Annotated in this window: 24 protein-coding genes; 18 read left to right on the forward strand and 6 right to left on the reverse strand. The window is 60.1% G+C overall.

Going from position 1 to position 24,255, the window contains the following annotated elements; translation table 11 throughout:
- Nucleotides 1–158 precede the first annotated feature (158 nt).
- On the forward strand, nucleotides 159–398 hold the full coding sequence (locus C4J88_RS00205; protein ID WP_124402580.1) for a DUF1161 domain-containing protein: 240 nt from the start codon (nucleotides 159–161) through the stop codon (nucleotides 396–398).
- Here the strand turns inward: C4J88_RS00205 and C4J88_RS00210 are convergent, their stop codons facing one another.
- A complete protein-coding gene (locus C4J88_RS00210; protein WP_124365264.1) occupies nucleotides 399–821 on the reverse strand; it encodes a hypothetical protein in 423 nt (140 codons plus the stop codon). It lies immediately after the preceding gene.
- 116 nt (nucleotides 822–937) lie between these two features.
- Here C4J88_RS00210 and C4J88_RS00215 point away from each other — a divergent pair, with 116 nt between their 5' ends.
- From C4J88_RS00215 to C4J88_RS00225, 3 genes are all read left to right on the forward strand, one after another.
- The gene (locus C4J88_RS00215) at nucleotides 938–2,023 is read left to right on the forward strand and encodes an aminopeptidase (protein ID WP_124405904.1); all 1,086 of its coding nucleotides are present in this window, start codon (nucleotides 938–940) and stop codon (nucleotides 2,021–2,023) included.
- 72 nt (nucleotides 2,024–2,095) lie between these two features.
- Complete coding sequence (locus C4J88_RS00220; protein ID WP_124405905.1) at nucleotides 2,096–2,806, forward strand: hypothetical protein; 711 nt, start codon at nucleotides 2,096–2,098, stop codon at nucleotides 2,804–2,806.
- Between the two features lie 32 nt (nucleotides 2,807–2,838).
- A complete protein-coding gene (locus C4J88_RS00225; RefSeq protein ID WP_124405906.1) occupies nucleotides 2,839–4,983 on the forward strand; it encodes an RHS repeat domain-containing protein in 2,145 nt (714 codons plus the stop codon).
- Between the two features lie 15 nt (nucleotides 4,984–4,998).
- Here the strand turns inward: C4J88_RS00225 and C4J88_RS00230 are convergent, their stop codons facing one another.
- Together C4J88_RS00230 and C4J88_RS00235 are read right to left on the reverse strand one after the other, a co-directional pair.
- Nucleotides 4,999–5,658, reverse strand: a complete 660-nt coding sequence (locus C4J88_RS00230) for an HAD family hydrolase (protein WP_124405907.1) — start codon at nucleotides 5,656–5,658, stop codon at nucleotides 4,999–5,001.
- On the reverse strand, nucleotides 5,655–6,197 hold the full coding sequence (locus tag C4J88_RS00235; RefSeq protein WP_124360614.1) for a gamma carbonic anhydrase family protein: 543 nt from the start codon (nucleotides 6,195–6,197) through the stop codon (nucleotides 5,655–5,657). The genes C4J88_RS00230 and C4J88_RS00235 overlap by 4 nt, the downstream gene beginning before the upstream one ends.
- 101 nt (nucleotides 6,198–6,298) lie before the next feature.
- Here C4J88_RS00235 and prlC point away from each other — a divergent pair, with 101 nt between their 5' ends.
- Together prlC and C4J88_RS00245 are read left to right on the forward strand one after the other, a co-directional pair.
- The gene (gene prlC, locus C4J88_RS00240) at nucleotides 6,299–8,350 is read left to right on the forward strand and encodes an oligopeptidase A (RefSeq protein ID WP_124405908.1); all 2,052 of its coding nucleotides are present in this window, start codon (nucleotides 6,299–6,301) and stop codon (nucleotides 8,348–8,350) included.
- Nucleotides 8,347–8,622 carry a YheV family putative zinc ribbon protein gene (locus tag C4J88_RS00245; RefSeq protein WP_017528719.1) on the forward strand — a complete coding sequence of 92 codons (276 nt, stop codon included), beginning with the start codon at nucleotides 8,347–8,349 and terminating at the stop codon, nucleotides 8,620–8,622. Before prlC ends, C4J88_RS00245 begins: the two co-directional genes overlap by 4 nt.
- A gap of 39 nt (nucleotides 8,623–8,661) precedes the next feature.
- Here C4J88_RS00245 and C4J88_RS00250 read toward each other — a convergent pair whose 3' ends face one another.
- Complete coding sequence (locus C4J88_RS00250) at nucleotides 8,662–9,312, reverse strand: dual specificity protein phosphatase family protein (protein ID WP_124365270.1); 651 nt, start codon at nucleotides 9,310–9,312, stop codon at nucleotides 8,662–8,664.
- A gap of 270 nt (nucleotides 9,313–9,582) precedes the next feature.
- Between C4J88_RS00250 and C4J88_RS00255 the strand changes: the two genes are divergently transcribed.
- The 6 genes from C4J88_RS00255 (at nucleotide 9,583) to C4J88_RS00280 (ending at nucleotide 17,155) form a co-directional block, all read left to right on the forward strand.
- Nucleotides 9,583–10,335 carry a gluconate 2-dehydrogenase subunit 3 family protein gene (locus C4J88_RS00255; protein ID WP_124365271.1) on the forward strand — a complete coding sequence of 251 codons (753 nt, stop codon included), beginning with the start codon at nucleotides 9,583–9,585 and terminating at the stop codon, nucleotides 10,333–10,335.
- A 3-nt stretch (nucleotides 10,336–10,338) separates the two neighbouring features.
- Nucleotides 10,339–12,123 (forward strand): GMC family oxidoreductase, encoded by a 1,785-nt coding sequence (locus C4J88_RS00260; protein WP_124405909.1) that lies wholly within the window; start codon nucleotides 10,339–10,341, stop codon nucleotides 12,121–12,123.
- Nucleotides 12,124–12,135: 12 nt separating this feature from the next.
- Nucleotides 12,136–13,434, forward strand: coding sequence for a cytochrome c (locus tag C4J88_RS00265; protein ID WP_124365273.1), 1,299 nt, complete (start codon nucleotides 12,136–12,138; stop codon nucleotides 13,432–13,434).
- A 70-nt stretch (nucleotides 13,435–13,504) separates the two neighbouring features.
- Nucleotides 13,505–14,563: a PA0069 family radical SAM protein gene (locus C4J88_RS00270; RefSeq protein ID WP_124365274.1), complete on the forward strand. Its 1,059-nt coding sequence runs from the start codon at nucleotides 13,505–13,507 to the stop codon at nucleotides 14,561–14,563.
- Between the two features lie 230 nt (nucleotides 14,564–14,793).
- Nucleotides 14,794–15,522: a carbonic anhydrase gene (locus C4J88_RS00275; protein WP_124402587.1), complete on the forward strand. Its 729-nt coding sequence runs from the start codon at nucleotides 14,794–14,796 to the stop codon at nucleotides 15,520–15,522.
- Nucleotides 15,523–15,607: 85 nt separating this feature from the next.
- Nucleotides 15,608–17,155, forward strand: a complete 1,548-nt coding sequence (locus tag C4J88_RS00280) for a SulP family inorganic anion transporter (protein WP_124360621.1) — start codon at nucleotides 15,608–15,610, stop codon at nucleotides 17,153–17,155.
- Between the two features lie 128 nt (nucleotides 17,156–17,283).
- Here C4J88_RS00280 and C4J88_RS00285 read toward each other — a convergent pair whose 3' ends face one another.
- Entirely contained in the window at nucleotides 17,284–17,931 is a 648-nt protein-coding gene (locus tag C4J88_RS00285) for a hypothetical protein (RefSeq protein WP_124369075.1), read from the reverse strand.
- 365 nt (nucleotides 17,932–18,296) lie between these two features.
- Here C4J88_RS00285 and coxB point away from each other — a divergent pair, with 365 nt between their 5' ends.
- The 4 genes from coxB to C4J88_RS00305 all read left to right on the forward strand — a co-directional run bounded on the left by coxB (nucleotide 18,297) and on the right by C4J88_RS00305 (nucleotide 22,691).
- Nucleotides 18,297–19,424 carry a cytochrome c oxidase subunit II gene (gene coxB, locus C4J88_RS00290; protein ID WP_124405910.1) on the forward strand — a complete coding sequence of 376 codons (1,128 nt, stop codon included), beginning with the start codon at nucleotides 18,297–18,299 and terminating at the stop codon, nucleotides 19,422–19,424.
- Between the two features lie 58 nt (nucleotides 19,425–19,482).
- Entirely contained in the window at nucleotides 19,483–21,069 is a 1,587-nt protein-coding gene (gene ctaD, locus C4J88_RS00295) for a cytochrome c oxidase subunit I (RefSeq protein WP_124405911.1), read from the forward strand.
- Nucleotides 21,070–21,216: 147 nt separating this feature from the next.
- Nucleotides 21,217–21,768, forward strand: a complete 552-nt coding sequence (locus C4J88_RS00300) for a cytochrome c oxidase assembly protein (protein WP_124405912.1) — start codon at nucleotides 21,217–21,219, stop codon at nucleotides 21,766–21,768.
- A 35-nt stretch (nucleotides 21,769–21,803) separates the two neighbouring features.
- Nucleotides 21,804–22,691 (forward strand): cytochrome c oxidase subunit 3, encoded by an 888-nt coding sequence (locus C4J88_RS00305; RefSeq protein WP_124365281.1) that lies wholly within the window; start codon nucleotides 21,804–21,806, stop codon nucleotides 22,689–22,691.
- 6 nt (nucleotides 22,692–22,697) lie between these two features.
- Here C4J88_RS00305 and C4J88_RS00310 read toward each other — a convergent pair whose 3' ends face one another.
- Complete coding sequence (locus tag C4J88_RS00310) at nucleotides 22,698–22,901, reverse strand: twin transmembrane helix small protein (protein WP_124365282.1); 204 nt, start codon at nucleotides 22,899–22,901, stop codon at nucleotides 22,698–22,700.
- A gap of 32 nt (nucleotides 22,902–22,933) precedes the next feature.
- Here C4J88_RS00310 and C4J88_RS00315 point away from each other — a divergent pair, with 32 nt between their 5' ends.
- Both C4J88_RS00315 and C4J88_RS00320 read left to right on the forward strand, forming a co-directional pair.
- A complete protein-coding gene (locus C4J88_RS00315) occupies nucleotides 22,934–23,698 on the forward strand; it encodes an SURF1 family protein (protein ID WP_124365283.1) in 765 nt (254 codons plus the stop codon).
- Nucleotides 23,664–24,248: a hypothetical protein gene (locus C4J88_RS00320; RefSeq protein WP_124365284.1), complete on the forward strand. Its 585-nt coding sequence runs from the start codon at nucleotides 23,664–23,666 to the stop codon at nucleotides 24,246–24,248. Before C4J88_RS00315 ends, C4J88_RS00320 begins: the two co-directional genes overlap by 35 nt.
- Nucleotides 24,249–24,255 lie beyond the last annotated feature (7 nt).

Genomic DNA, 24,255 nt, shown 5'->3' on the forward strand with positions numbered 1-24,255 from the left:
CTCGCTCCTACAAAAGGCGCTGACTGGCTGGTATCTGGGCTTGCCCCCTGCCACATTTAGTTTTGCGTTAAATCAGAACTCGTATTTCATAGATGTGGTCCTATAGCCTATGCAGCCTAGGCGCACACTCGTGCGCATGCATTCAGGGAGCTTCACACATGAAACGTTTTGCCTTGGCAATCATCTGCGGTGTATTGGCCACTTCGGCCGTGGCCGCGCCAAAAGATTGTGAAGAGCTCAGGAAGGAAATCGAAGTGAATATCCAGGCTAAGGCGATCCCGTCCTACACCCTGGAAATCATCACTGCCGAAGAAGCCAAGAACCACGACAGCGCCATGATTGTCGGTACGTGCGAAAACGGCACCAAGCGCATCCTCTACCAGAAAAACAACGACTGATCAGATGCAGTTCACACTGCGCTCTTCGGCCAGCAACTGACGCGCCGAGTCATACAGGCGGATGTTGGGGGTGAAGGCCAGTGAGCGACCTTCCAGTACGTAGCGTTGGCCAGCCTGGAAATGGTCGTACTGCAAGGTCATGAAGCAGGTTCGATACATCATCTGGCTGAGCCCTCCCAAACCACCGCCGGCGGGCACTTCGAAATCGAAGCGCACCATCAGTTCGTGGGGGCCGGGCGGCATTTGGAAAAAGCGCCCGTCGTCGAGGTTTTTCCCGTCCAGCCGCTGAGCCATGACCATTTTGGAGCCTGGTGTCGGCGTAGTGAAGTCTACCCAGGCCTGCTGCGGGTCGACTGGCGGGATGGGCGTCGATGCGCAAGCGCTGAGGAACAGGGCGGCGATGGGATACAGAAGCTGGCGCATGGCAGGTACTCAATGCGAGGAGATAGTTTGAGTATAAACACGCCATCGTGTGGAACATTCAAATTCACTTCAAGCGTATCGGTCTGGCGAACACATCAACCAGGAGCAGTCGCGGCATGATCAGGCGTTTTCTTCCGGGGTTGATCGCGGTGCTGCTCAGCGGCTGCTCCAGCGTCAGTTACTACAGCCAGTTGGCAAGTGGCCAGTGGCAACTGCTGCGGGCGCGGGAACCGGTGGCCGAGGTCATCGCCGATCCAGCCCGTCCTCAAGGGTTGCGCGAACATCTGGTTCAATCCCAGAAAGCTCGCACTTTCGCCAGCGAACACCTGCACTTGCCCGACAATCAAAGTTACCGGCTATACGCCGATATTGGCCGACCCTATGTGGTCTGGAATGTCTTCGCCACGCAGGAATTTTTTCTATCGCCTGAAAACCACTGTTTCCCCATTGCCGGTTGTGTCGCCTACCGCGGCTATTACAGCCAGGGCGCGGCACGCGGCGAAGCGGCATTGCTGCGCCAACAGGGCATGGACGTGTCGATTGGCGGCGTCGAGGCGTATTCCACCTTGGGTTGGTTCAACGACCCGATCATCAGTTCGATGCTGCACTGGGGCGATGAGCGCCTGGCCACGTTGATCTTCCATGAGCTGGCGCATCAGCGCTTCTATGTGAAGGACGACACCGAGTTCAATGAGTCATTCGCCAGCTTCGTCGAGCAGGAAGGTACTCGGCAATGGCGTGCTTCCCGTGGCTTGGCGCCCGTCAGCGATGCAGCGTTGCAGCAGCGTGACCAGTTCATTCGCCTGATTCTCGATACCCGCAAACGCCTGGAAACCCTCTACGCACAGCCCTTGGCGCGCGAAGCCATGCGCCAGGCCAAGGCGGCGGAGTTCGAACGCCTGCGCCTTGAGTACCGACAGATGCGCGACAGCCAATGGGGCGGTGACAAGCGCTATGACGCGTGGATCAACCAGCCGATGAACAACGCACGGCTGTTGCCTTTCGGCCTGTATGACCAATGGGTGCCGGCGTTTGCAGCATTGTTTCGGCAGGAAGGCGGGGATTGGGTCAGGTTTTATCAGGCGGTGCGCGCATTGGGCGGTTTGGCTTCGCAAGAGCGCAAGATTCGTTTGAGGCAATTGATGAACGAATACCAGGGGATGGATGCGCAGAGCACGTTTGACGCGAGCAGATACAAGTAATATCTACATATCCCACCGCTCTGAGACGCGCTCATTAGAGTTTCCTGACCTTTACAGCGTCAGGGTTTCCTCATGTCTCTACCCTTGCATCAAAACACACCAACGTTAACGGCGATCGATCCACGCGGGTTGGCTGTGCGCACGGTCGCTTATTACCGGCCGACTGCCCAAGTCGAACTCGAGGCGCGTATTACCCGTCAAGCGTTCAATGCCTCGGGTTTCGTGGTACAGCAGTACGGCTCACGTCAGTGGATGGCAAGTGACGCCAAAAGGGTGAAAAAACCCTGTCACGTGACGGTCTACAGCCTTGGCGGTCAGCCGATCTACAGCGCTAGCACGGATGCAGGCTGGCGCTTGACGTTACTGGGGGGCGCGGGTCAATGGGTGCACAGGTGGGATGGTCGCGGCGCTCATCGTAAGTGCAACTATGACGCTTCGCTGCGGCCCGTGGCGGTGTTTGAACAAGCGGCCGATGATTCATCTGAGCGATGTGTAGAAAGGTTGGAATATGCAGGTAATTCAACGGCTGAGGCTGTGAATAATCGCTGCGGCCGGCTGGTGTTGCATGACGGCGAGTGCGTCAGAACGCGCTTTGAGGAGTATGGCCTGCAGGGGCATGTATTGAGGCAGGCACAGCGTTTTCTTCGGGAGATTGCGACGGTCAACTGGCCCTCACAACCCACACAGCGAGAAGCTTTATTGCAGGATGAAGACTTCGTGACGTCATGGCGCTTCAGTGCATTGGGGGAAGCGCTTGAGCAGGTAGATGCAAAAACAATGTAAAAGACAGTCGTTATGGACGCACCGGTGAGCTATTGGAAGTTGGCATCACCCTGGCGGGCGGTACTCGTCAGGTCATCGCGGATGGGGCCGACTACAACGCCCATGGTCAGATGCTAACGCAACGTGCTGGAAACGGCGTAGTGAGCGAGTGGACCTACGACCCGCGCAGCCAGCGTGTGGAGCGATTATTGACCTATCGCAGCAGGGCAAAGAAAGAGCGGTTGCAGGATTTGGCATACACCTATGACCACGTCGGCAATGTGATCAAAATCGTCGACGCAGCCCAACCCATCCAATGGTCAAGCAACGCCCAGGTCATGGCTGTCAGCCATTATCAATATGACACTTTGTATCAGCTGGTCCAGGCCAGTGGGCGAGAGAATGCGCACAATAGCGCTGGTTCGGGGCTGCCAAGGCGGGCGACTTTCGGCGCCGCAAATGATAGCCAATGGCGCAACTACACCCGAACCTATACCTATGACGCCGATGGCAATCTGCAAAAGCTGCAGCATGTGCCTAGCAACGGCAGTGGCTATACGCGAACAATGAAGATAGCGACGCTCGGAAACCAAAGTCTGCCGACTACAGGCCCATTGATCGAGTTGCCCGCATTGGGCAAGGGCTTCGACCTCAATGGCAACCAGCAGCAACTCGAGCGTGGGCAGACCATGAACTGGGATGTGTCCAACCGACTGATCAGTGTTGCCTTGGTGACCCGGGAGGGCGCGGCCAACGATGAAGAGCTGTACGGCTATGATGCGTTCGGCCAGCGCGTGATAAAAAATAGTCTGGTCCGGGCGGGCGCACTCACCCATCGTGCGCAGGTGTGCTATCTGTCGGGGCTGGAAGTGCGGCGCGACAGTGCCACCGGCGAATGGCTGAATGTCTTGAATATTGAAGTCGGTCGCTACAGCGTGCGGATACTTCAATGGGAAAAAGGTCGCCCTTCCGAGCTTGCGAACAATTCCATTCGTTGCAACTTGGCGGATCATTTGGGCAGCAGCTCCCTGGAGCTGGATGAAAAGGCCCTGCTGATCAGTCAGGAAAGTTATTACCCATTTGGCAGCACTGCGTGGTGGGCGGCGAGAGGCGCCATCGAGGCACGCTATAAAACTTGCCGCTACAGTGGCAAGGAGCGCGATGCTACTGGGCTGTATTACTACGGGTTGCGTTACTACGCACCCTGGTTGCAGCGTTGGATCAGCCCGGACCCGGCAGGGACACTTGACGGACTGAATCGATACCGGATGGTGCATAACAACCCGATGAACAGGGTTGATCGTCAAGGGATGATTACATCCTTGCCCACCGACTGGAGTTCGGCAGGTCAAGGCAGGCTGCCAAGCTTTGGGCATCACGTGTCCCTGGGCGCTGCACAGGGCGTGGTACTGGGCGGGGTTGCTGCGCTAGGGGCCAAGCTGACGGGCATTGTGGGGCCCTCAGTGGCGTTCGGCGCGTTCGTTGCGGGAGGCGTAGGTTTTGCCGCAGTACGCAACGTTTCGGATGAAATCCGTCATTCATTGTGGGTAGGGTCACCCAGTTATAAAAAGCTCGTGGCGGGTGCGCAGGCAGCTTCTGTTCTGTTGAATGCAGCGTATGCGGCGATCAATGATCCTGCTAACGCAACTGAATTGAATCAGCTGGATGCATTGTTCTTTGGGGCGGCGCAGGGCTCGAGCAATCTGCAGGAAACGATGTCTGCGGTGAGTTATTACCATGACAACTTACACAGAATAAGCGTCATGGAGCACCATGAAGGCAGGACGACGGTAGAGGCTATTTCAGCCAGAGGCACATTGGCGTCCGGCAGGCTGACGATGCCAGGCGTAAAACGTCTGATGTATTTTCAGCGGGACTTTCTAGAACGCTCTTCTGCAGAGGAAATTGCTCACACCTTCATTCATGAAGTCACTCACAGCGCACTCGCGACCCACGATGAAGGCGGCAGTTCGGCCACCGAGGACACGTTATCATCCTATTTGAATCGACTGCGCAGTCAGAGGATTTCACTTGCCACTAGTGCAGAAGCCAACGCTCATTATTTTTCTTTATTGGCCGCCTTGCACCTCAATAAAGCCGACTATCCGCGCAGAAAAAACCTGTTAGCCAGTGGAATATCCGCTCACCCTGCAAGCTCACCGGCCGCACATGCTCCAGTGCGCAGACGGAAGCCTTGAAAACCCGCGTGGGTGCTAACGGTGGCCCATAAACGCCTGGTGCAACTCGGCCAATGTTTCAAAATGCCAGGTCGGCGCTTCGGCATTCAGCTCTGCAAAGCTGCCAAACCCATACCCCACCGCCGCCGAGTCGAGCCCATTGCTGCGCGCGCCGATCAAGTCATGCTTGCGGTCACCGATCATCAAGGTGGTGGTCGGGTCCAGCCTTTCTTCACGCACCAGGTGAGCGATCAGCTCGACCTTGTTGGTGCGCGTGCCATCCAGCTCGCTGCCGTAAATCACCTTGAAGTGCTTGGCAAAGTCAAAATGCCGCGCGATCTCACGGGCAAATTCCCACGGTTTGGATGTGGCCACATACAACTGGCGGCCTTGGCTGTTCAGTTCTTCGAGCAAGGGCATCACGCCATCGAACACATGGTTTTCATAAAGCCCGGTGACCCTGAAACGCTCACGATAAAAATTCACCGCTTGCCACGCCTTGGCCTCGTCGAAGCCGTAGAACTGCATGAACGCTTGCAGCAACGGCGGGCCGATGAAGTGTTCGAGGCGGGACAGGTCCGGCTCGTCGATGCCCAGCTTGCCCAGGGCGTACTGGATCGAGCGGGTGATGCCCTCGCGTGGGTCGGTAAGGGTGCCATCGAGGTCGAACAGCACGGTTGGGTGGTGCAGGGTCATCGGTCGAATCCTTCAGCCAGGTGCAGGTCTTTGAGTTTCACGTAGTTCGCTGCGCTGTAGGTGAAAAAGGCCCGCTCCTTGTCAGTCAAAGGGCGCACCTGTTTAACCGGGCTGCCGACGTACAAAAAGCCGCTGTCGAGTTTCTTGCCCGGCGGCACCAGGCTGCCGGCCCCGATGATCACGTCATCCTCCACCACGGCGCCGTCCATCACGATGCTGCCCATGCCGATCAGGATGCGGCTCCCCACGGTGCAGCCATGCAGCATGACTTTGTGGGCGATGGTCACGTCGTCACCGATCAACAGCGGGAAACCGTCCGGGTTGAACGGGCCGGCGTGGGTGATGTGCAGCACGCAGCCATCCTGCACGCTGGTGCGCGCGCCGATACGGATGCGGTGCATGTCGCCGCGAATCACCGTCAAGGGCCAGACTGAGCTGTCGGCGCCGATTTCGACATCGCCGATCACCACCGCCGAAACATCGACAAAAGCCCCGGTGCCCAGGGTTGGCGTGTGGTTCTGATAGGTGCGAAGGGTCACGATAGCCTCTCTCTGTTGTACTGATAGCTGCGGTGGGTGTTGATTGTAATTAAGATGCCCCCATCTTTGTCTTATCTGTTTTTTCAGCCAAGGTGCCAACCGTGAGCGCGAACAACCCTCTTCTGCAGCCCTACGACCTGCCGCCGTTCTCGGCGATCCGTGCCGAGCATGTCCAGCCGGCCATCGAACAGATCCTCGCCGATAACCGGGCAGCTATCGCAGAAATCCTGCAAAGCCAGGGAAAAAATCCGACATGGGCGGGCCTGGTCCTGGCCATGGACGAGCTTAACGATCGCCTGGGCGCGGCGTGGAGCCCTGTCAGCCACCTCAACGCCGTGTGTAACAGCGCCGAACTGCGCGAAGCCTATGAGGCCTGCTTGCCGGCATTGAGCGCCTACTCCACCGAGATGGGGCAGAACCGTGAACTGTTCCAGGCCTTCGAAGCCTTGGCCAGCAGCCCCGAGGCCGCCGGTTTCGATGTGGCGCAAAAAACCGTGCTGGAACACGCCCTGCGCGACTTTCGCCTGTCGGGTATCGACTTGCCGCCGGAGCAGCAAAAGCGCTACGCCGAAGTGCAAAGCAAGCTGTCGGAGCTGGGCAGCAAATTCTCCAACCAGTTGCTGGATGCCACCCAGGCCTGGACCAAGCACGTCACCGACCAAGCCACCCTCGCCGGCCTGACCGATTCGGCCAAGGCGCAAATGGCCGCCGCCGCCCAGGCCAAAGGTCTCGATGGCTGGCTGATCACCCTGGAATTTCCGAGCTATTACGCGGTAATGACCTACGCCCAGGACCGCGCCCTGCGCGAAGAAGTCTACGCGGCCTACTGCACCCGCGCGTCGGACCAAGGCCCGAATGCCGGTCAGAACGATAACGGCCCGGTGATGGAACAGATCCTCGACCTGCGCCAGGAACTGGCCCAGCTGCTGGGCTACGCCTCCTTCGCCGAACTGAGCCTCGCTACCAAAATGGCCGAGTCCAGCGACAAGGTGCTGAGCTTCCTGCGCGACCTGGCCCGGCGCAGCAAACCGTTCGCGACCCAGGACCTGCAGCAGCTCAAGGCTTACGCCGCCGAACAAGGTTGCGCCGACCTGCAAAGCTGGGACAGCGGCTTCTACGGCGAAAAATTGCGCGAGCAGCGCTACAGCGTGTCCCAGGAAGCCCTGCGCGCTTACTTCCCGATCGACAAAGTGCTGGGCGGCCTGTTTGCCATTGTGCAGCGCCTGTACGGCATTGAGATTGCCGAGCAGAAAGGTTTCGACGCTTGGCATCCGGACGTGCGCCTGTTTGAGATCAAGGAAAACGGTCAGCATGTCGGCCGCTTCTTCTTCGACCTGTATGCCCGCGCCAACAAACGTGGCGGTGCCTGGATGGACGGCGCCCGCGACCGCCGCCGCACCCTGGAGGGTGTGCTGCAAAGCCCGGTGGCCAACCTGGTGTGCAACTTCACCCCGGCCGACAGTGGCAAGCCCGCCCTGCTGACCCACGATGAAGTGACCACCCTGTTCCACGAGTTCGGCCATGGCCTGCACCATCTGCTGACCCGCGTCGAACATGCCGGCGTATCCGGTATCAACGGCGTGGCCTGGGATGCCGTGGAGTTGCCGAGCCAGTTCATGGAGAACTGGTGCTGGGAGCCTGAAGGCCTGGCGCTGATTTCGGGCCACTACGAAACCGGTGAGCCGTTGCCTCAGGACCTGCTGGAAAAAATGCTCGCGGCGAAAAATTTCCAGTCCGGCCTGATGATGGTGCGCCAGCTGGAATTCTCGCTGTTCGACTTCGAATTGCACGCCACCCACGGCGATGGTCGCAGTGTGGCGCAGGTGCTCGAAGGCGTGCGCGATGAGGTCTCGGTAATGCGCCCACCGGCCTACAACCGCTTCCCCAACAGCTTCGCGCACATTTTCGCCGGCGGTTATGCCGCAGGTTATTACAGCTACAAGTGGGCCGAAGTGCTGTCGGCGGACGCCTTCTCCAAGTTCGAAGAAGACGGCGTGCTCAATGCCCAGACCGGTCGCGCCTTCCGTGAAGCGATCCTTGCACGGGGCGGTTCGCAGGAGCCGATGGTGTTGTTCGTCGACTTCCGCGGACGTGCGCCGTCGATTGACGCACTCTTGCGCCACAGCGGCCTGAGTGAGGACGCGGCAGCATGAGTGAAGGGCCTGTGATCACCAAAAAGCAATTTATCGCCGGGGCGGTCTGCCCGGCATGCAGCGAGCCGGACAAGCTCAAGATGTGGACCGAAGACAGCGTGCCACACCGCGAGTGTGTGGCCTGTGGATACACCGATACGCTGAATGACCAGGGGCTGTCAGTGCCCAAGGAGTTGGGCACGCGGGTCAACACGTCGGCATTGAAAGCGCCGGCGGACCCGAAGGTGCAGGCGGTACAGTTCTTCCCCAATCCCAAACTCAAGAAAGACTGAGTGGCAGCGGGAGCGAGCAGGCTCGCTCCCGCCGTTACATTACTTGTCGTCCTTGACCGTTGTGCCGATCCAGCTTTTCATCGAGCACAGCGCAAACGCACTGGTGCTGCAGTCGCCGTTCGCCAGAGCGGTACGTAACTTGTCGACATCGGCGCGCATCATGTAGCGAACGCCATCTTTAAAGCCATTACTGCTGCCGAAGCCACCCAGGGTCATTTCGTTCAGCGCGTCTTCCTTGCTCCATCCTTGAATCACGACCCGATACATCGCGGCCATCAGCCCGGTGCGGTCAGAGCCGTGCTTGCAGTGCATCAATACCGGGCCGTTGGCTTGAGCTTCCTGAATGGCACGCAGTGCCGCCAGCACGTCGGAATCGTCGACATGGTTGGTGCGATAGGTGATCTGCACCTCTTTGATACCCGATGACTTCAGCCACGCCGAATCAGGCTCCGGCAAAAAATTGATCACCGTTCCAATCTTCAGTTTCTCCAGCACCGGCACGGCGTCACCGTCAAGCAAAGCGCTGCGGTAGAGCGTGGGCGTCATTTGGTGCAGGTTGTAGTGGTCGCCCACCGGCTGGGCCCACTCAGGCGAACGAATGGAGGATTCGCCCTGTGCGTGGGCATCAACGGTGGTGAACAGGGCTATCAGTGCCAGGCCGAGAACCGGCAGCAATCGAATCTTGAACATGGGGGACGTAACCGACCAGGGCAATGTTGATGGCGCACAGAGTCGTTTGTACGGGGTGAATGAGGTGTGAGGGGCTCGTCAAAGAATCGTGAATCATCCGGCCTGCCCCAGTGTTTTTGTCACCGAAGCCCTTTCCTCGATGCTTAGCCTGCTATCATTTGTAACCATTGTTTGCGAGAGTGATCTATCTTTGGATCCATTCCTCGGCAAATCTTCACGCTGCTCCCAGAAGCGGCTGATCAATCCGTGACCACATGATGAGGTGCATCCATGTCTGATCAAGATCAAGACAACCCCCGGCGTGAGTTTTTGCGCAAATCCTTGACCTTGATCCCGGTGGTCACGGTTGCCAGCACTGGCCTTGGCGGTTCGATGCTGATGGCCACGCCCGCACCTGCCGAGGCAGCGCCAGCCAAGCCTGCGGCCAGTGACAAGGCGTATGAACCGACCTACTTTACCGCCGAAGAATGGGCGTTCATCAACGCTGCCGTCGAGCGCTTGATCCCTGCCGATGCCCAAGGCCCGGGTGCCCTGGAAGCCGGCGCTGCGGAATATATCGACCGTCAGATGAATACGCCGTACGCCAGTGGCGCGCTGTGGTTCATGCAAGGCCCCTTCAACGCCGATGCCGCGCCGGAGATGGGCTGGCAGAGCAAGCTGGTGCCCAAGGAAATCTATCGCTTGGGTATCGCGGCGACGGATGCCTGGTCGAAGGCGTTCAACGGTAAGGCTTTTGCTGCGCAAGACAGCGCTACCCGAGACGACATGTTGCACCGCTTGGAGGCGGGTGCCACTGAGCTGAGCGCTCATTTCGAGGCGGTGCCGCCAAAGATGTTTTTCAACCTGCTGCTGCAGAACACCAAGGAAGGCTTTTTCTGCGACCCCATCCACGGCGGCAATAAAGGCATGGTCGGCTGGACCATGATCGGTTTCCCCGGCGCCCGCGCCGATTTCATGGACTGGGTCGAGCGCAACGAGCAGTACCCCTTCCCGGCTGTTTCCATTCGCGGCGAGAGGGCTTAACCCGTGGCGACCATCATGAAGAAAGTGGACGCGGTGATCGTGGGCTTCGGCTGGACCGGCGCGATCATGGCCAAGGAGCTGACCGAAGCGGGCCTCAACGTGGTAGCGCTGGAGCGCGGCCCGATGCAGGACACCTACCCGGACGGCAACTATCCCCAGGTCATCGACGAATTGACCTACAGCGTGCGTAAAAAACTCTTCCAGGACATTTCCAAGGAGACAGTGACAATTCGCCATAGCGTGAATGACGTCGCCCTGCCCAACCGTCAGCTTGGCGCTTTTCTGCCGGGTAATGGCGTCGGCGGTGCAGGCCTGCACTGGTCGGGCGTGCATTTTCGCGTCGATCCCATCGAGCTGCGCATGCGCAGCCACTACGAAGAACGCTATGGGAAAAACTTCATTCCCAAGGACATGACCATCCAGGACTTCGGCGTCAGCTACGAAGAGCTGGAACCGTTTTTCGACTATGCGGAAAAAGTCTTTGGCACCTCGGGCCAGGCCTGGACCGTCAAGGGGCAGTTGGTGGGTGAAGGCCGCGGCGGCAACCCCTATGCACCGGACCGCTCGAACCCGTTCCCGCTGGAGTCGCAGAAAAACACGGTCTCCGCGCAGCTGTTTCAGAAAGCGGCTGCCGATGTGGGTTACAAACCCTACAACCTGCCGTCGGCCAACACCTCCGGGCCCTACACCAACCCTTACGGCGCGCAGATGGGGCCGTGCAACTTCTGCGGCTTTTGCAGTGGCTACGTGTGCTACATGTACTCCAAGGCGTCGCCGAACGTGAACATCCTGCCGGCGTTGCGCCAAGTGCCGAATTTCGAGCTGCGGCCCAATTCCCACGTGCTCAAGGTCAACCTCGACAGCACCCGGAAGAAAGCCACCGGCGTGACCTATGTCGATGGTCAGGGCCGCGAGTGCGAGCAACCAGCAGACTTGGTGATCCTCGGTGCGTTCCAGTTCCATAACGTGCGCCTGATGCTGCTGTCGGGCATCGGCAAGCCGTACGACCCGATTACCAATGAAGGCGTGGTGGGCCGCAACTTTGCCTACCAGAACATGGGCACCATCAAGGCATTCTTCGACAAGGACACCCACACCAACAACTTTATCGGCGCGGGCGGCAATGGCGTGGCCATCGACGACTTCAACGCCGACAACTTTGACCACGGCCCCCACGGCTTCGTGGGCGGCTCGCCGATGTGGGTCAACCAGGCGGGCAGTCGGCCGATTGCTGGCACCTCCAATCCACCAGGCACCCCGGCCTGGGGCAGCGCGTGGAAACGCGCCACCGCCGATTACTACACCCATCAGGTATCGATGGACTCCCACGGCGCCCATCAGTCCTACCGGAGCAATTATCTGGATCTGGACCCGGTTTACCGCGATGCCTACGGCCTGCCGCTGTTGCGTATGACCTTCGACTGGCAGGAAAACGACATCAAGATGAACCGCTTCATGATGGACAAAATGAGCAAGGTCGCCCAAGCCGTGAATCCCAAGGCGATCGCCGTGTTGGGCAAGAAAGTCGGCGAGCATTTCAATACGGCGGCGTACCAGACCACGCACCTCAACGGCGGCGCGATCATGGGCACCGACCCGAAAACCAGCGCGTTGAACCGCTACTTGCAGAGCTGGGATGTACACAACGTGTTTGTCCCGGGGGCGTCGGCATTCCCACAAGGTCTGGGCTATAACCCTACCGGCCTGGTAGCAGCGCTGACCTACTGGTCGGCTCGGGCGATCCGCGAACAGTACTTGAAAAACCCCGGCCCGCTGGTCCAGGCATAAGGAGCGATGACCATGAAAGCACTCGTTATCGCCTCCTTGGCGCTGTTCAGCAGTTGCTCGGTCAGCGCGGCGCAAGCCGAGCTGATCAAGCAAGGGGAATACCTGGCCCGCGCCGGTGACTGTGTGGCCTGCCACACCGCCAAGGGCGGCAAGCCATTCGCCGGCGGCCTGCCGATGGAAACCCCCATCGGTGTGATTTATTCCACCAACATCACCCCGGACAAGACCGGCCTGGGCGACTACAGCTTCGAAGACTTCGACAAGGCCGTGCGCCATGGCGTCGCCAAGAACGGTAGTACGCTTTACCCAGCGATGCCCTACCCGTCTTACGCGCGTGTCAGCGACAGCGACATGCAGGCCTTGTATGCCTACTTCATGAAAGGCGTTGAGCCGGTCGCCCAGCAGAACAAGGACAGCGATATTCCCTGGCCGTTGAGCATGCGCTGGCCCCTGGCAGCGTGGCGCTGGATGTTCGCGCCGTCTGTCGAGGAGCAACAGGTACAGGCCGCCGCCGACCCTGTGGTCAGCCGTGGCGCTTACCTGGTTGAAGGCCTCGGCCATTGCGGTGCGTGCCACACGCCGCGCGCCCTGACCATGCAGGAAAAGGCCCTGAGCGCCGCTGACGGCAACGCGTTCCTGTCCGGCAGCGCGCCGCTGGAAGGCTGGATTGCGAAAAGCCTGCGCGGCGACCACAAGGACGGCCTCGGCAGTTGGAGCGAAGAGCAATTGGTGCAATTTCTCAAGACCGGGCGCAGTGATCGTAGTGCGGTGTTTGGCGGCATGAGCGATGTTGTGGTCCACAGCATGCAATACATGTCGGAAGACGACCTGACTGCTATCGCCCGTTACCTCAAGAGCCTGCCGGCGGTGGATCCCAAGAACCCGCCGCACCAGTACGACAAGCAAGTGGCCCAGGCGCTCTGGAAGGGTGATGACAGCCAGCCGGGCGCCTCGGTGTACATCGACAACTGCGCGGCCTGCCACCGTACCGACGGGCATGGCTACACGCGGGTGTTCCCGGCGCTGGCGGGCAACCCGGTGCTGCAGACGGCAGATGCCACGTCGCTGATCAACATCGTGTTGAACGGCGGCACCTTGCCAGCCACCCACGCCGCGCCGTCGACCTTCACCATGCCGGCATTTGCCTGGCGCCTGTCGGACCAGGAAGTGGCGGATGTAGTCAGTTTCATCCGTGGCAGTTGGGGCAATCAAGGCACGCCAGTGAGCGCCAGTGACGTGACCGACCTGCGCAAGAACGATATGCGCACCACCTCGGGGGACGATTTGGGGCAGGTCACGCAAAAGCACTGACCGCCAAACGGCACTGGTCAGAACCCTCACGCCTCGATACTGTATATAAAAACAGTATCGAGGCGTTTTCATGACGACTGCACTGCCACCCCGTGGCCGGGGCACGGCCACCAATCTGCACAACCGTTTCGCGCCCACCGTCAGCGTGGCCGAGGACGACGGCTGGTTTCAGGAAGTGCCGCCCACCCAGGGCACCGAAGTGCGTATCGAAACGGCCAAGACCATCATCACCCGCAATAACTCGCCGGACTTGCCGTTCGATCGCTCGATCAACCCTTATCGTGGCTGCGAGCACGGCTGCATCTACTGCTATGCGCGGCCCAGCCACGCGTATTGGGACATGTCGCCGGGGTTGGATTTCGAAACCAAACTGATTGCCAAGAGCAACGCCGCCGACGTGCTGGAGCAGCAGCTGTCGAAGCCGGGGTATGTGTGCGCGCCGATCAACCTGGGCTCCAACACCGACCCTTACCAGCCGATCGAGCGCGAATACAAGATTACCCGGCAAACCCTTGAGGTGCTGCTGCGCTATCGGCACCCGGTGACCATCATCACCAAAGGCTCCCTGATCCTGCGCGATCTGGACCTGCTCGCCGAGCTGGCCAGCCAACGACTCGTGGCCGTGATGATCAGCCTTACCAGCCTGGACGATGAACTCAAGCGCATACTGGAGCCGCGCACCGCGGCGCCCAAGGCGCGGTTACGGGCGATACGGGTGATGCGCGCGGCGGGTATTCCGGTCGGTGTGCTGTGTTCGCCGATGATTCCGATGATCAACGACAGCGAGTTGGAAAGCCTGCTCACCGAGGCCCATGCCGCCGGTGCGCAAAGTGCCGCATACATGATGCTGCGCTTGCCGCTCGAGGTGGCGCCGCTGTTCGAAGAGTGGCTGGCGGCGCATTACCCGCAGCGCGCGGCGCACGTGATGAGCCTGGTGCGTCAGGTGCGCGGTGGCGCGGTGTACGACAGCCGCTTCGGCGTGCGCATGCGCGGCGAAGGGCCGTTTGCCGATTTGCTGGCGCAGCGTTTCAGCAAGGCGATCAAACGTCTGGGGCTCAATCGCCGTGAAGGCTTCGATCTGGATTGCACGGCGTTTTGTCCACCTGGCCGGCAAATGGCATTGTTGTAGACTCAAGAGGAGAAATGCGAAACATCTGTAGGAATAATCGCGTTTTGATATCACTGAAACCCGCGATCTAGAGCGGTTGATTCAGTTTGAGTTAAGTTTCGGTGGGTACCTTGTTCAGCGAGTGACTGATGAGTCGGCGCCCTGGGCTGTGGAGGTTTCCCAACTTTTTCACTGCCCGGACGTCGAACTGGCCTGGAACACTTACCCTGCATTGATCAAGAGGATGAATCATGAGTGATAAGGATAAACAGCCGTTGGCTGCGTCGGCTTCAGCCTCTCAGGCGGAAACCGCCGATGCAGCGCTGCAGCACATTGTTGACGGCTTTTTGCATTTCCATCACGACGTCTTCCCCCAGCAGGAAGAACTCTTCAAGAAACTTGCCACGGCTCAAAGTCCCCGTGCGATGTTCATCACCTGCGCCGATTCGCGCATCGTGCCGGAGCTGATCACCCAAAGCTCCCCTGGCGATCTGTTCGTCACCCGTAACGTGGGTAACGTAGTGCCGCCTTATGGCCAGATGAACGGCGGCGTGTCCACGGCCATCGAGTACGCGGTACTGGCGCTGGGCGTGCAGCACATCATCGTGTGCGGGCACTCCGACTGCGGCGCCATGCGTGCGGTGCTCAATCCCGACAGCCTCGAGAAAATGCCAACGGTCAAGGCCTGGTTGCGGCATGCCGAGGTGGCCAAGACCATGGTCCACGACAACTGCGACTGCGCCAATGAAGGCGAGAGCATGAAGGTGCTGACCGAAGAAAACGTCATCGCCCAGTTGCAGCACTTGCGCACCCACCCTTCCGTGGCTTCGCGCATGGCCAATGGCCAATTGTTTATCCACGGCTGGATCTACAACATCGAAACCAGCGAGATCCGGGCCTACGACGCGGATCAGTCGGCGTTCCGACCGTTGGGCGGTGAAGGTCCGATTCCATCCGCGACGCCTAAAGCGCGCTTCTAACACACTTCCCTGCCGGGTAAAGCGGTGGCTGCCATGGATGCAGCCAGGCTTTACCGCGCCCGGCGAATGCCTCGGGAGAGTCATCATGCGTGCTGCTCAATTGAAAGCTGTTTTGCCTCGGGAGCTGCTCGCCTCCGTGGTGGTGTTTCTGGTCGCCCTGCCTTTGTGCATGGGTATCGCGATCGCATCCGGCATGCCGCCGGCCAAGGGCTTGATCACCGGGATTATCGGTGGTCTGGTGGTGGGCTGGTTGGCGGGTTCTCCGCTGCAAGTCAGTGGCCCGGCAGCGGGGTTGGCGGTGTTGGTGTTCGAGCTGGTACGCCAGCACGGCATGCTGATGCTGGGGCCAATCCTGTTGCTGGCGGGCTTCCTGCAATTGGTGGCCGGGCGTCTGCGCCTGGGCTGCTGGTTCCGCGTGACGGCGCCGGCGGTGGTGTACGGCATGCTGGCGGGGATCGGCGTACTGATTGTGCTGTCGCAGGTCCATGTGATGCTCGACAGTGCGCCCAAACCTTCCGGGCTGGATAACCTGGCAGGCTTCCCGGCGGCCTTGATCGAAGCGATACCCACCCTCGGCGGCGGGCTCGGCTGGCAGGCGGGCTTGCTCGGTGTATCGACGATGCTGGTGATGTACCTGTGGGACAAATTCCGTCCACAACAACTGCGCTTCGTGCCAGGGGCTCTGCTGGGCGTAGGCCTGGCAACGGTGACCAGCCTGGTGCTGGCGTTGCAGGTCAAACGTGTGGAAGTGCCGGAAAACCTGGCCGACGCCATCGATTGGCTGCGCCCCAGCGACCTGCTCAACCTGGCTGACCCGCAGCTGCTGATCGCCGCATTTGCCGTCGCCTTTATCGCCAGTGCCGAAACGCTGCTGTCCGCCGCAGCGGTCGACCGCATGCACAGCGGCCAGCGTTCGGATTTCGATAAGGAGTTGTCCGCTCAAGGCGTAGGCAACATGCTGTGCGGATTGGTCGGTGCCCTGCCGATGACCGGCGTGATTGTCCGCAGCTCGGCCAACGTCCAGGCGGGCGCCACCACGCGCTTGTCAGCGATGTTCCACGGCCTGTGGCTGCTGGGCTTCGTATTGTTGCTGTCGAGTGTGCTGCAGAGCATCCCGGTGGCGAGCCTGGCGGGCGTGCTGGTGTATACCGGGATCAAGCTGGTGGACGTGAAGGCGTTCAAGGCATTGGGGCGTTATGGCCGCATGCCGATGTTTACCTACGCGGCCACGGCGCTGGCGATCATCTTCACCGACCTGCTGACCGGTGTACTGGTGGGCTTCGGGCTGACGCTGGTCAAGCTGGCCTTCAAGGCCTCGCGGCTGAAAATCAGCCTGATCGACTTGCCTCAGGACGGCGAGATGGAGTTGCGACTGATCGGTGCCGCGACGTTCCTGAAAGTGCCGGCGTTGACCCAGGTGCTGTCGACGGTGCCGATGGGAACCACCGTGCATGTGCCGCTCAATAACCTGAGTTATATCGACCATTCCTGCCTGGAGCTGTTGGAGGAATGGGGCCGGGCCAATGCGGCCAAGGGCTCGAAACTGGTGATCGAGGCGCGTGGGTTGAAGCGCCGGTTGGAAGGCCGGATAAGGACCACCACGGGGATCGGCTCGGCGCCCTCAATCGGCTGACGGAGCCGGTTCAAAATGTGGGAGGGGGCTTGCTCCCGATTGGGGTGTGTCAGCCAAATAGATTTTGACTGGTTCACCGCTATCGGGGGCAAGCCCCCTCCCACATTTGTTTTGTGTCCAATTTGGGATTAAGTCGGCTGATCCAGCGCCAACTCCACTCCAAGCTGGCGCGACAGGCACGGCCAGCGCTTCCATGCCGCTTCTGTGTCCGGGCTTTTCAACTGTTCGCGGTATGTCTCGACCGACTCCAGCGCAAAGCTCTCTTCGTTAAGCATCTCATCCACTGCCATGTGCACCGCTTCATCCAGCTGATTGGCGAAGTCTTCACCGATCAGTTGGTGGGCGATCAGGTTGGCGACCGTGGTGTCCGCCGGGATCAGCGGCTGGCCGAAATGCTTGATATACAGGTCGTTGACCTCCTCCACTAGGCGATGGGCCAGGTAGGCTTCGTCCAGCAAACCGTCCAGGCCTTCGTGGCCCGCCAGAATTGCCGGCGGCTGCAGGAAGAAATGCTCGGCAATTTTCAGCACAGGCTTGATCTGGCTTTCGATTCCGGCTTCGCGCGCTACGTCGTTGGCGGCTTCGAGCAAATCCGGGACGAGGTCGATGTACGCGGTGACAAAGCGAGTCATGACAATGTTGCGATCACCGTCAACCAGGGAAATGGCCGAATGCAGGTGCGGCAATTGCTTTTCCAATTGCTGGGCAAGCTGGCCCGTGGTTGCTTCGTGTTGATGGGCACGGGAAATCTGCTCGCGCAATGCGGCGGTGTTCATGAAGGCTCCGGTCAGGCGTAGGAAAAGAGAGAGGATAAGGTAGCTCGGTTATACGAGCACCTAAGACGCATTTGTCATAATTATTTCATGGTTATACGCACACGTTATATCGAATTGCCATCGCTCGTCGGATAAACGATTCCGCCGCCCGTTTTATTGGGCCCGTCTGTCTGTTTTCACTCATTTGCCCCTACACATTGCGGGGTCGCTGCGGCTGTCTATACTCGGATTTGTAGGCAATTGGCTGATGACGCCCGACTGCATGACGCAGCAAGGCTTGGCGGTGGTAAGCAGTTTGGAAGCCGCTCCCTTCGCCGCAGGTGCAAACCGGCGGGATAACAAGAAACATAAAAGGGGAACCCGCAATGACGCGACATCCACACGTTTGGATGGGCTTAGTGTTGTCGTCGGTATTCGGCCAGGCCCACGCCGCCTGGACAACGAATATGGCGCCAGGTGCTACTGAAGTCAGTCACGCTGTGTTTGACCTGCACATGACCATTTTCTGGATTTGTGTAGTGATCGGCATCGTCGTGTTTGGCGCGATGTTCTGGTCGATGATCCTGCATCGCCGCTCGACGGGCCAGGTAGCGGCCAAGTTCCACGAGAGCACCACGGTGGAAATACTCTGGACCGTGGTGCCGTTGCTGATCCTGGTGGCCATGGCCATTCCGGCGACCAAGACGCTGATCAACATCTACGACAGCAGTGAGTCGGATATCGATATCCAGGTCACCGGCTATCAGTGGAAGTGGCATTACAAATACCTGGGCCAGGACGTGGAGTTCTTCAGCAACCTGGCCACTCCGGCTGAGCAAATCCATAACCAGGCCACCAAGGGCGAGCACTACCTTCTCGAAGTCGACCAGCCGCTGGTGTTGCCGGTGGGGGCAAAAGTGCGCTTTCTGGTGACCGCCGCCGACGTGATCCACTCCTGGTGGGTGCCGGCCTTTGCGGTCAAGCGTGACGCCATTCCCGGCTTCGTCAATGAAGCCTGGACCCGCGTCGAGAAACCCGGCATCTATCGCGGCCAGTGCGCCGAGCTATGCGGCAAGGACCATGGGTTCATGCCCATCGTGGTCGAGGTCAAGTCCAGGGCCGACTACGACACCTGGCTTGGCGAGCGCAAGCAAGAGGCGGCCAAGCTCAAGGAACTGACCTCCAAGGAATGGACACTCGACGAACTGGTGGCCCGCGGCGACAAGGTCTACCACACCACCTGCGTGGCCTGTCACCAGGCCGAGGGCCAGGGCCTGCCGCCCATGTTCCCGGCGCTCAAGGGCTCGAAAATCGCCACCGGGCCTGCCGCCGATCACCTGAACCTGGTGTTTCACGGCAAGCCAGGTACCGCGATGGCCGCGTTCGGCAAACAACTCTCGGAAGTCGATATCGCTGCGGTCGTGACCTACGAACGCAATGCCTGGGGCAATAACAAAGGCGACATGGTCACGCCAAAAGACGTGCTGGCCATCAAACAGGCGGAAAGTAAATGACAGCCTCCCTTGCCACCGTCCAGACCCGTCCCGCCCACTCGCTTGCAGGAGAACGGTCATGAGCACTGTGATCGATGACCATGGTCACGCCGACCACGTCCACGGCCCCGCGAAGGGGTTGATGCGCTGGGTACTGACCACCAACCATAAAGACATCGGCACGATGTACCTGTGGTTTGCCTTCACCATGTTCCTGCTGGGCGGTTCGTTCGCCATGGTGATTCGCGCCGAACTGTTCCAGCCCGGCCTGCAGATCGTGCAGCCGGCGTTCTTCAACCAGATGACCACCATGCATGGCCTGATCATGGTGTTCGGCGCGGTGATGCCGGCCTTTGTCGGCCTGGCCAACTGGATGATCCCGTTGATGATCGGCGCACCGGACATGGCCCTGCCGCGCATGAACAACTTCAGTTTCTGGCTGCTGCCGGCGGCGTTCCTGTTGCTGGTCTCGACCCTGTTCAGCCCCGGCGGCGGGCCGAATTTCGGCTGGACGTTCTACGCGCCGCTCTCCACCACCTATGCGCCGGAAAGCGTGACCTTCTTCATATTTGCCATCCACCTGATGGGCATCAGTTCGATCATGGGCGCGATCAACGTGGTCGCGACCATCCTCAACTTGCGCGCGCCAGGCATGACCCTGATGAAAATGCCGCTGTTCGTGTGGACCTGGCTGATCACCGCGTTCCTGCTGATTGCGGTGATGCCGGTGCTGGCCGGTTGCGTGACCATGATGCTGATGGATATCCACTTCGGCACCAGCTTTTTCAGCGCGTCGGGCGGTGGTGATCCGGTGCTGTTCCAGCATGTGTTCTGGTTCTTTGGCCACCCTGAGGTGTACATCATGATCCTGCCGGCGTTCGGGGCCGTCAGCTCGATCATCCCGACCTTCTCGCGCAAGCCGTTGTTTGGCTACACCTCAATGGTCTACGCCACGGCCAGCATTGCGTTCCTGTCGTTCATCGTGTGGGCGCACCATATGTTTGTGGTCGGTATACCGCTGGTGGGCGAACTGTTCTTCATGTACGCCACCCTGCTGATTGCGGTGCCCACCGGGGTCAAGGTGTTCAACTGGGTCAGCACCATGTGGCAAGGCTCGCTGACCTTCGAGACGCCGATGCTGTTCGCGGTGGCCTTCGTGATCCTGTTTACCATCGGCGGTTTTTCCGGGCTGATGCTGGCGATCGCGCCGGCGGACTTCCAGTACCACGACACCTACTTCGTGGTGGCGCATTTCCATTACGTGCTGGTACCCGGCGCGATCTTCGGCATCTTCGCCTCGGCCTACTACTGGCTGCCGAAATGGACCGGCCACATGTACGACGAAACCCTGGGCAAGCTGCATTTCTGGCTGTCCTTCGTGGGCATGAACATGGCGTTCTTCCCGATGCACTTCGTGGGCCTGGCCGGCATGCCGCGCCGGGTGCCGGACTACAACCTGCAATTCGCCGACTTCAACATGGTCTCGTCCATTGGCGCGTTCATGTTCGGCGCCACGCAGATTTTCTTCCTGTTCATCGTGATCAAGTGCATCCGCGGCGGCCCGCCCGCGCCGGCCAAACCGTGGGATGGCGCCGAAGGCCTGGAGTGGAGCGTGCCCTCGCCTGCGCCGTACCACACCTTCACCACGCCGCCGGAGGTGAAATGAATACCTTTGCGCGCTGCGAACGCGGTCACTGTGGGAGGGGGCTTGCTCCCGATAGCGGTGTGTCAGCCACCCTCATCATGGGTTGTAAAACCGCCATCGGGGGCGAGCCCCCTCCCACATTGATTTCAATCACCCCGGGTGGGCGTCATGGCTGACTCCGTGCCCCTCAAGCGCCTGGTCACGCGCCTGCTTATCCTGGTGCTGGCGATGTTCGCCTTCGGCTTCGCCCTGGTGCCGATCTATGACGTGATGTGCAAGGCATTCGGCATCAACGGCAAGACCGGCGGGCAGTACGAGGGCGAGCAGGTCGTCGACCCATCGCGCCAGGTGCGGGTGCAGTTCATGTCGACCAACGCCATCGATATGGTCTGGGATTTCTATGCCAAGGCCGACGAGGTGGTGGTCAACCCGGGTGCTGTGACCGAGATGCTGTTCGTCGCGTACAACCCGACTGACAAACCGATGACCGCCCAGGCGGTGCCGAGCATTTCCCCGGCCGAAGCGGCGATGTACTTCCACAAGACCGAGTGTTTTTGCTTCACCCAGCAAGTGTTGCAGCCAGGCGAACGTATCGAGATGCCAGTGCGCTTCATCGTCGATCGCGCCATGCCCAAGGATGTGAAGCATTTGACCTTGGCCTACACGCTGTTTGATATCACTGCGCGCCAGCCGCCCGTGGCGGCCCACAGCGGCGGCTAGCTACTGTTTGCCCGCTCAATCAGGAGAGCGAATACATGTCGACTCATGATACGTACTACGTACCAGCGCAAAGCAAATGGCCGATCATTGCCACGATTGGCCTGTTGGTCACCGTGTATGGGCTGGCCGTGTGGTTCAACGACCTCAAGGCGTTACGCCCGGAATCCCACGGCCCGTGGATCTTCTTCGTCGGTGGCCTGTTGCTGGCCTACATGCTGTTCGGCTGGTTCGGTGCGGTGATCAAGGAAAGCCGCGCCGGCTTGTACAGTGCGCAAATGGACCGTTCGTTTCGCTGGGGCATGACCTGGTTCATCTTTTCCGAAGTGATGTTTTTCATCGCGTTCTTCGGCGCGCTGTTCTATGTGCGTACTTGGGCGGGGCCATGGCTGGCGGGTGAGGGACCCAAGGGCGTCGCGCATATGCTGTGGCCGAATTTCGAATTCGCCTGGCCCTTGCTGAACAACCCGGACCCCAAGCTGTATCCGGCACCCAAGGGCACGATCAGCCCGTGGGGCCTGCCGTTGGTAAACACTATCCTGCTGGTGAGTTCCAGCGTGACCATCACCATCGCCCACCATGCCTTGCGCAAAGGGCACCGCGGCGCGCTGAAGATCTGGCTGGCGCTCACCGTGCTACTGGGCCTGGCGTTTCTCGGGTTCCAGGCCGAGGAGTACATCCACGCCTATAAAGAGCTGGGCCTGACGCTGGGTTCGGGCGTATACGGCGCGACGTTCTTCATGCTCACCGGGTTTCACGGTGCCCACGTGACCATCGGCACGATCATTCTGTTTGTGATGCTGATGCGCATCCTGAAGGGGCATTTCAATGCCGAGCACCAGTTTGGTTTCGAGGCGGCCAGTTGGTATTGGCACTTCGTGGACGTGGTGTGGATCGGGCTGTTTTTCTTTGTGTATGTGCTGTGAACCGTTCTACCACGGCGCATGCGAGACCAACTGGCCACTGAAAAAGCCCCAGGCGATCAGCCCGACGGTGATGGCGGCCAACACGACACGCACGGTCAGGGCAGTGACGAGGCGGTTGGAACGGCCCTCGTCCTTGACCAGGAAGAACAAGCCACTGAACAGGCTCGCGACAGTCGCGATCAGCATCAGGGCAATGGCGGCTTTGAGCATGGTCTGGCTCCGGGCTTCAGGGGGAGGGGGCAATGAGATTCAGTATAGCCAGTGCCAGGCAGCGCCTGCGGCCCGGCATCGCGCCGACCTTGGTGGTGCTGCTGTTGCTGCCGTTGATGGTCGGTCTGGGCTTCTGGCAACTGTCGCGCGGTCAGGAAAAACAGCGCTTGGTCGACACTTACGCAGAGCGGCGTGCGGCCGAGCCCCTGGGCAGCGAGCAGCTTGCAGCCAGTGCCGACCCAGCCTTCCGCCGGGTTCGTCTGCACGGCAACTTCGATGCCGAACACAGCGTGCTGCTCGACAACCGTATGCGCGACGGCAGGGCCGGGGTTGAGCTGTTACAACCCTTCCATGACCAGGCCAGCGGCCTGTGGTTGTTGCTCAATCGCGGTTGGCTGCCCTGGCCGGACCGCCGCACGCCACCGCTTTTCACCACCCCGGATCAACCGGTGAGTCTCGTTGCCTGGGTGTACGTCGCCCCTGGCGAAACCTTCCAATTGCGCGTCGACCCCACAACCGCGCAGTGGCCGCGCCTGTTGACCGCGTTGCATCCCGGCGCGCTGTGGGCTGAATTGCGCCGCAGCGGGTTCGCCTACGAGCTGCGCGCCGAAGCCGGCCCCGGTACCTACGACACCACCTGGCCGGTGGTCGCCATGGGCCCGGAAAAACACCTGGGGTATGCGGTGCAGTGGTTTGCCATGTCACTGGCGCTGCTGGCGCTTTACCTCTACCTCGGATGGCACAACGCAAAGGAGAAGCACCATGGGAGCCGCCATGAATCCACTCAACATGTCTGAGGCGCCGGACCGGCGTAAAGGCCGCTTTCAGCTGATCCTGATTCTGCTGATGGTGGTGGGCCCGATGGTGCTGGCGACCTTTATGTACAAGCTGCAGTTCTGGGTGCCGGACAATCGCAGTTATCACGGTGAAATGATCGGTAACGGCCAGACCCGCGCCGACATCGGCGTGCAGGCCGATGAGCAGCGCTGGCAACTGTTGGTCACCGCCCCCGCCGCTTGCGCCGCCGAATGCCAGCAACTGGTGTACCTCGCGCGCCAACTGCAGATCGGCCTCGGTCGCGATGCGTCCCGCGCCAGCCACGCGCTGGCCAGTGCGCAGCCGGTCGCTACCGACTACGACGCCAGGCTCAAGGCCGAGTACCCGCAATTGCAACGCTACTCACTGGACCTGTCGACCTTCAATCGCAATGCCGCCGCGCCGGGGGATGCGCACCTGTGGATCGTCGACCCCCACGGTAACCTGGTGCTGCGCTACGACGCCAAGGTCAACGGCAAGGATTTGCTCAACGACCTGCGCCTGCTGTTGAAACTGTCAAACATCGGATAAGGGCATC

The sequence above is a fragment of the Pseudomonas sp. R4-39-08 genome (assembly GCF_003852275.1).
Taxonomy (GTDB): domain Bacteria; phylum Pseudomonadota; class Gammaproteobacteria; order Pseudomonadales; family Pseudomonadaceae; genus Aquipseudomonas.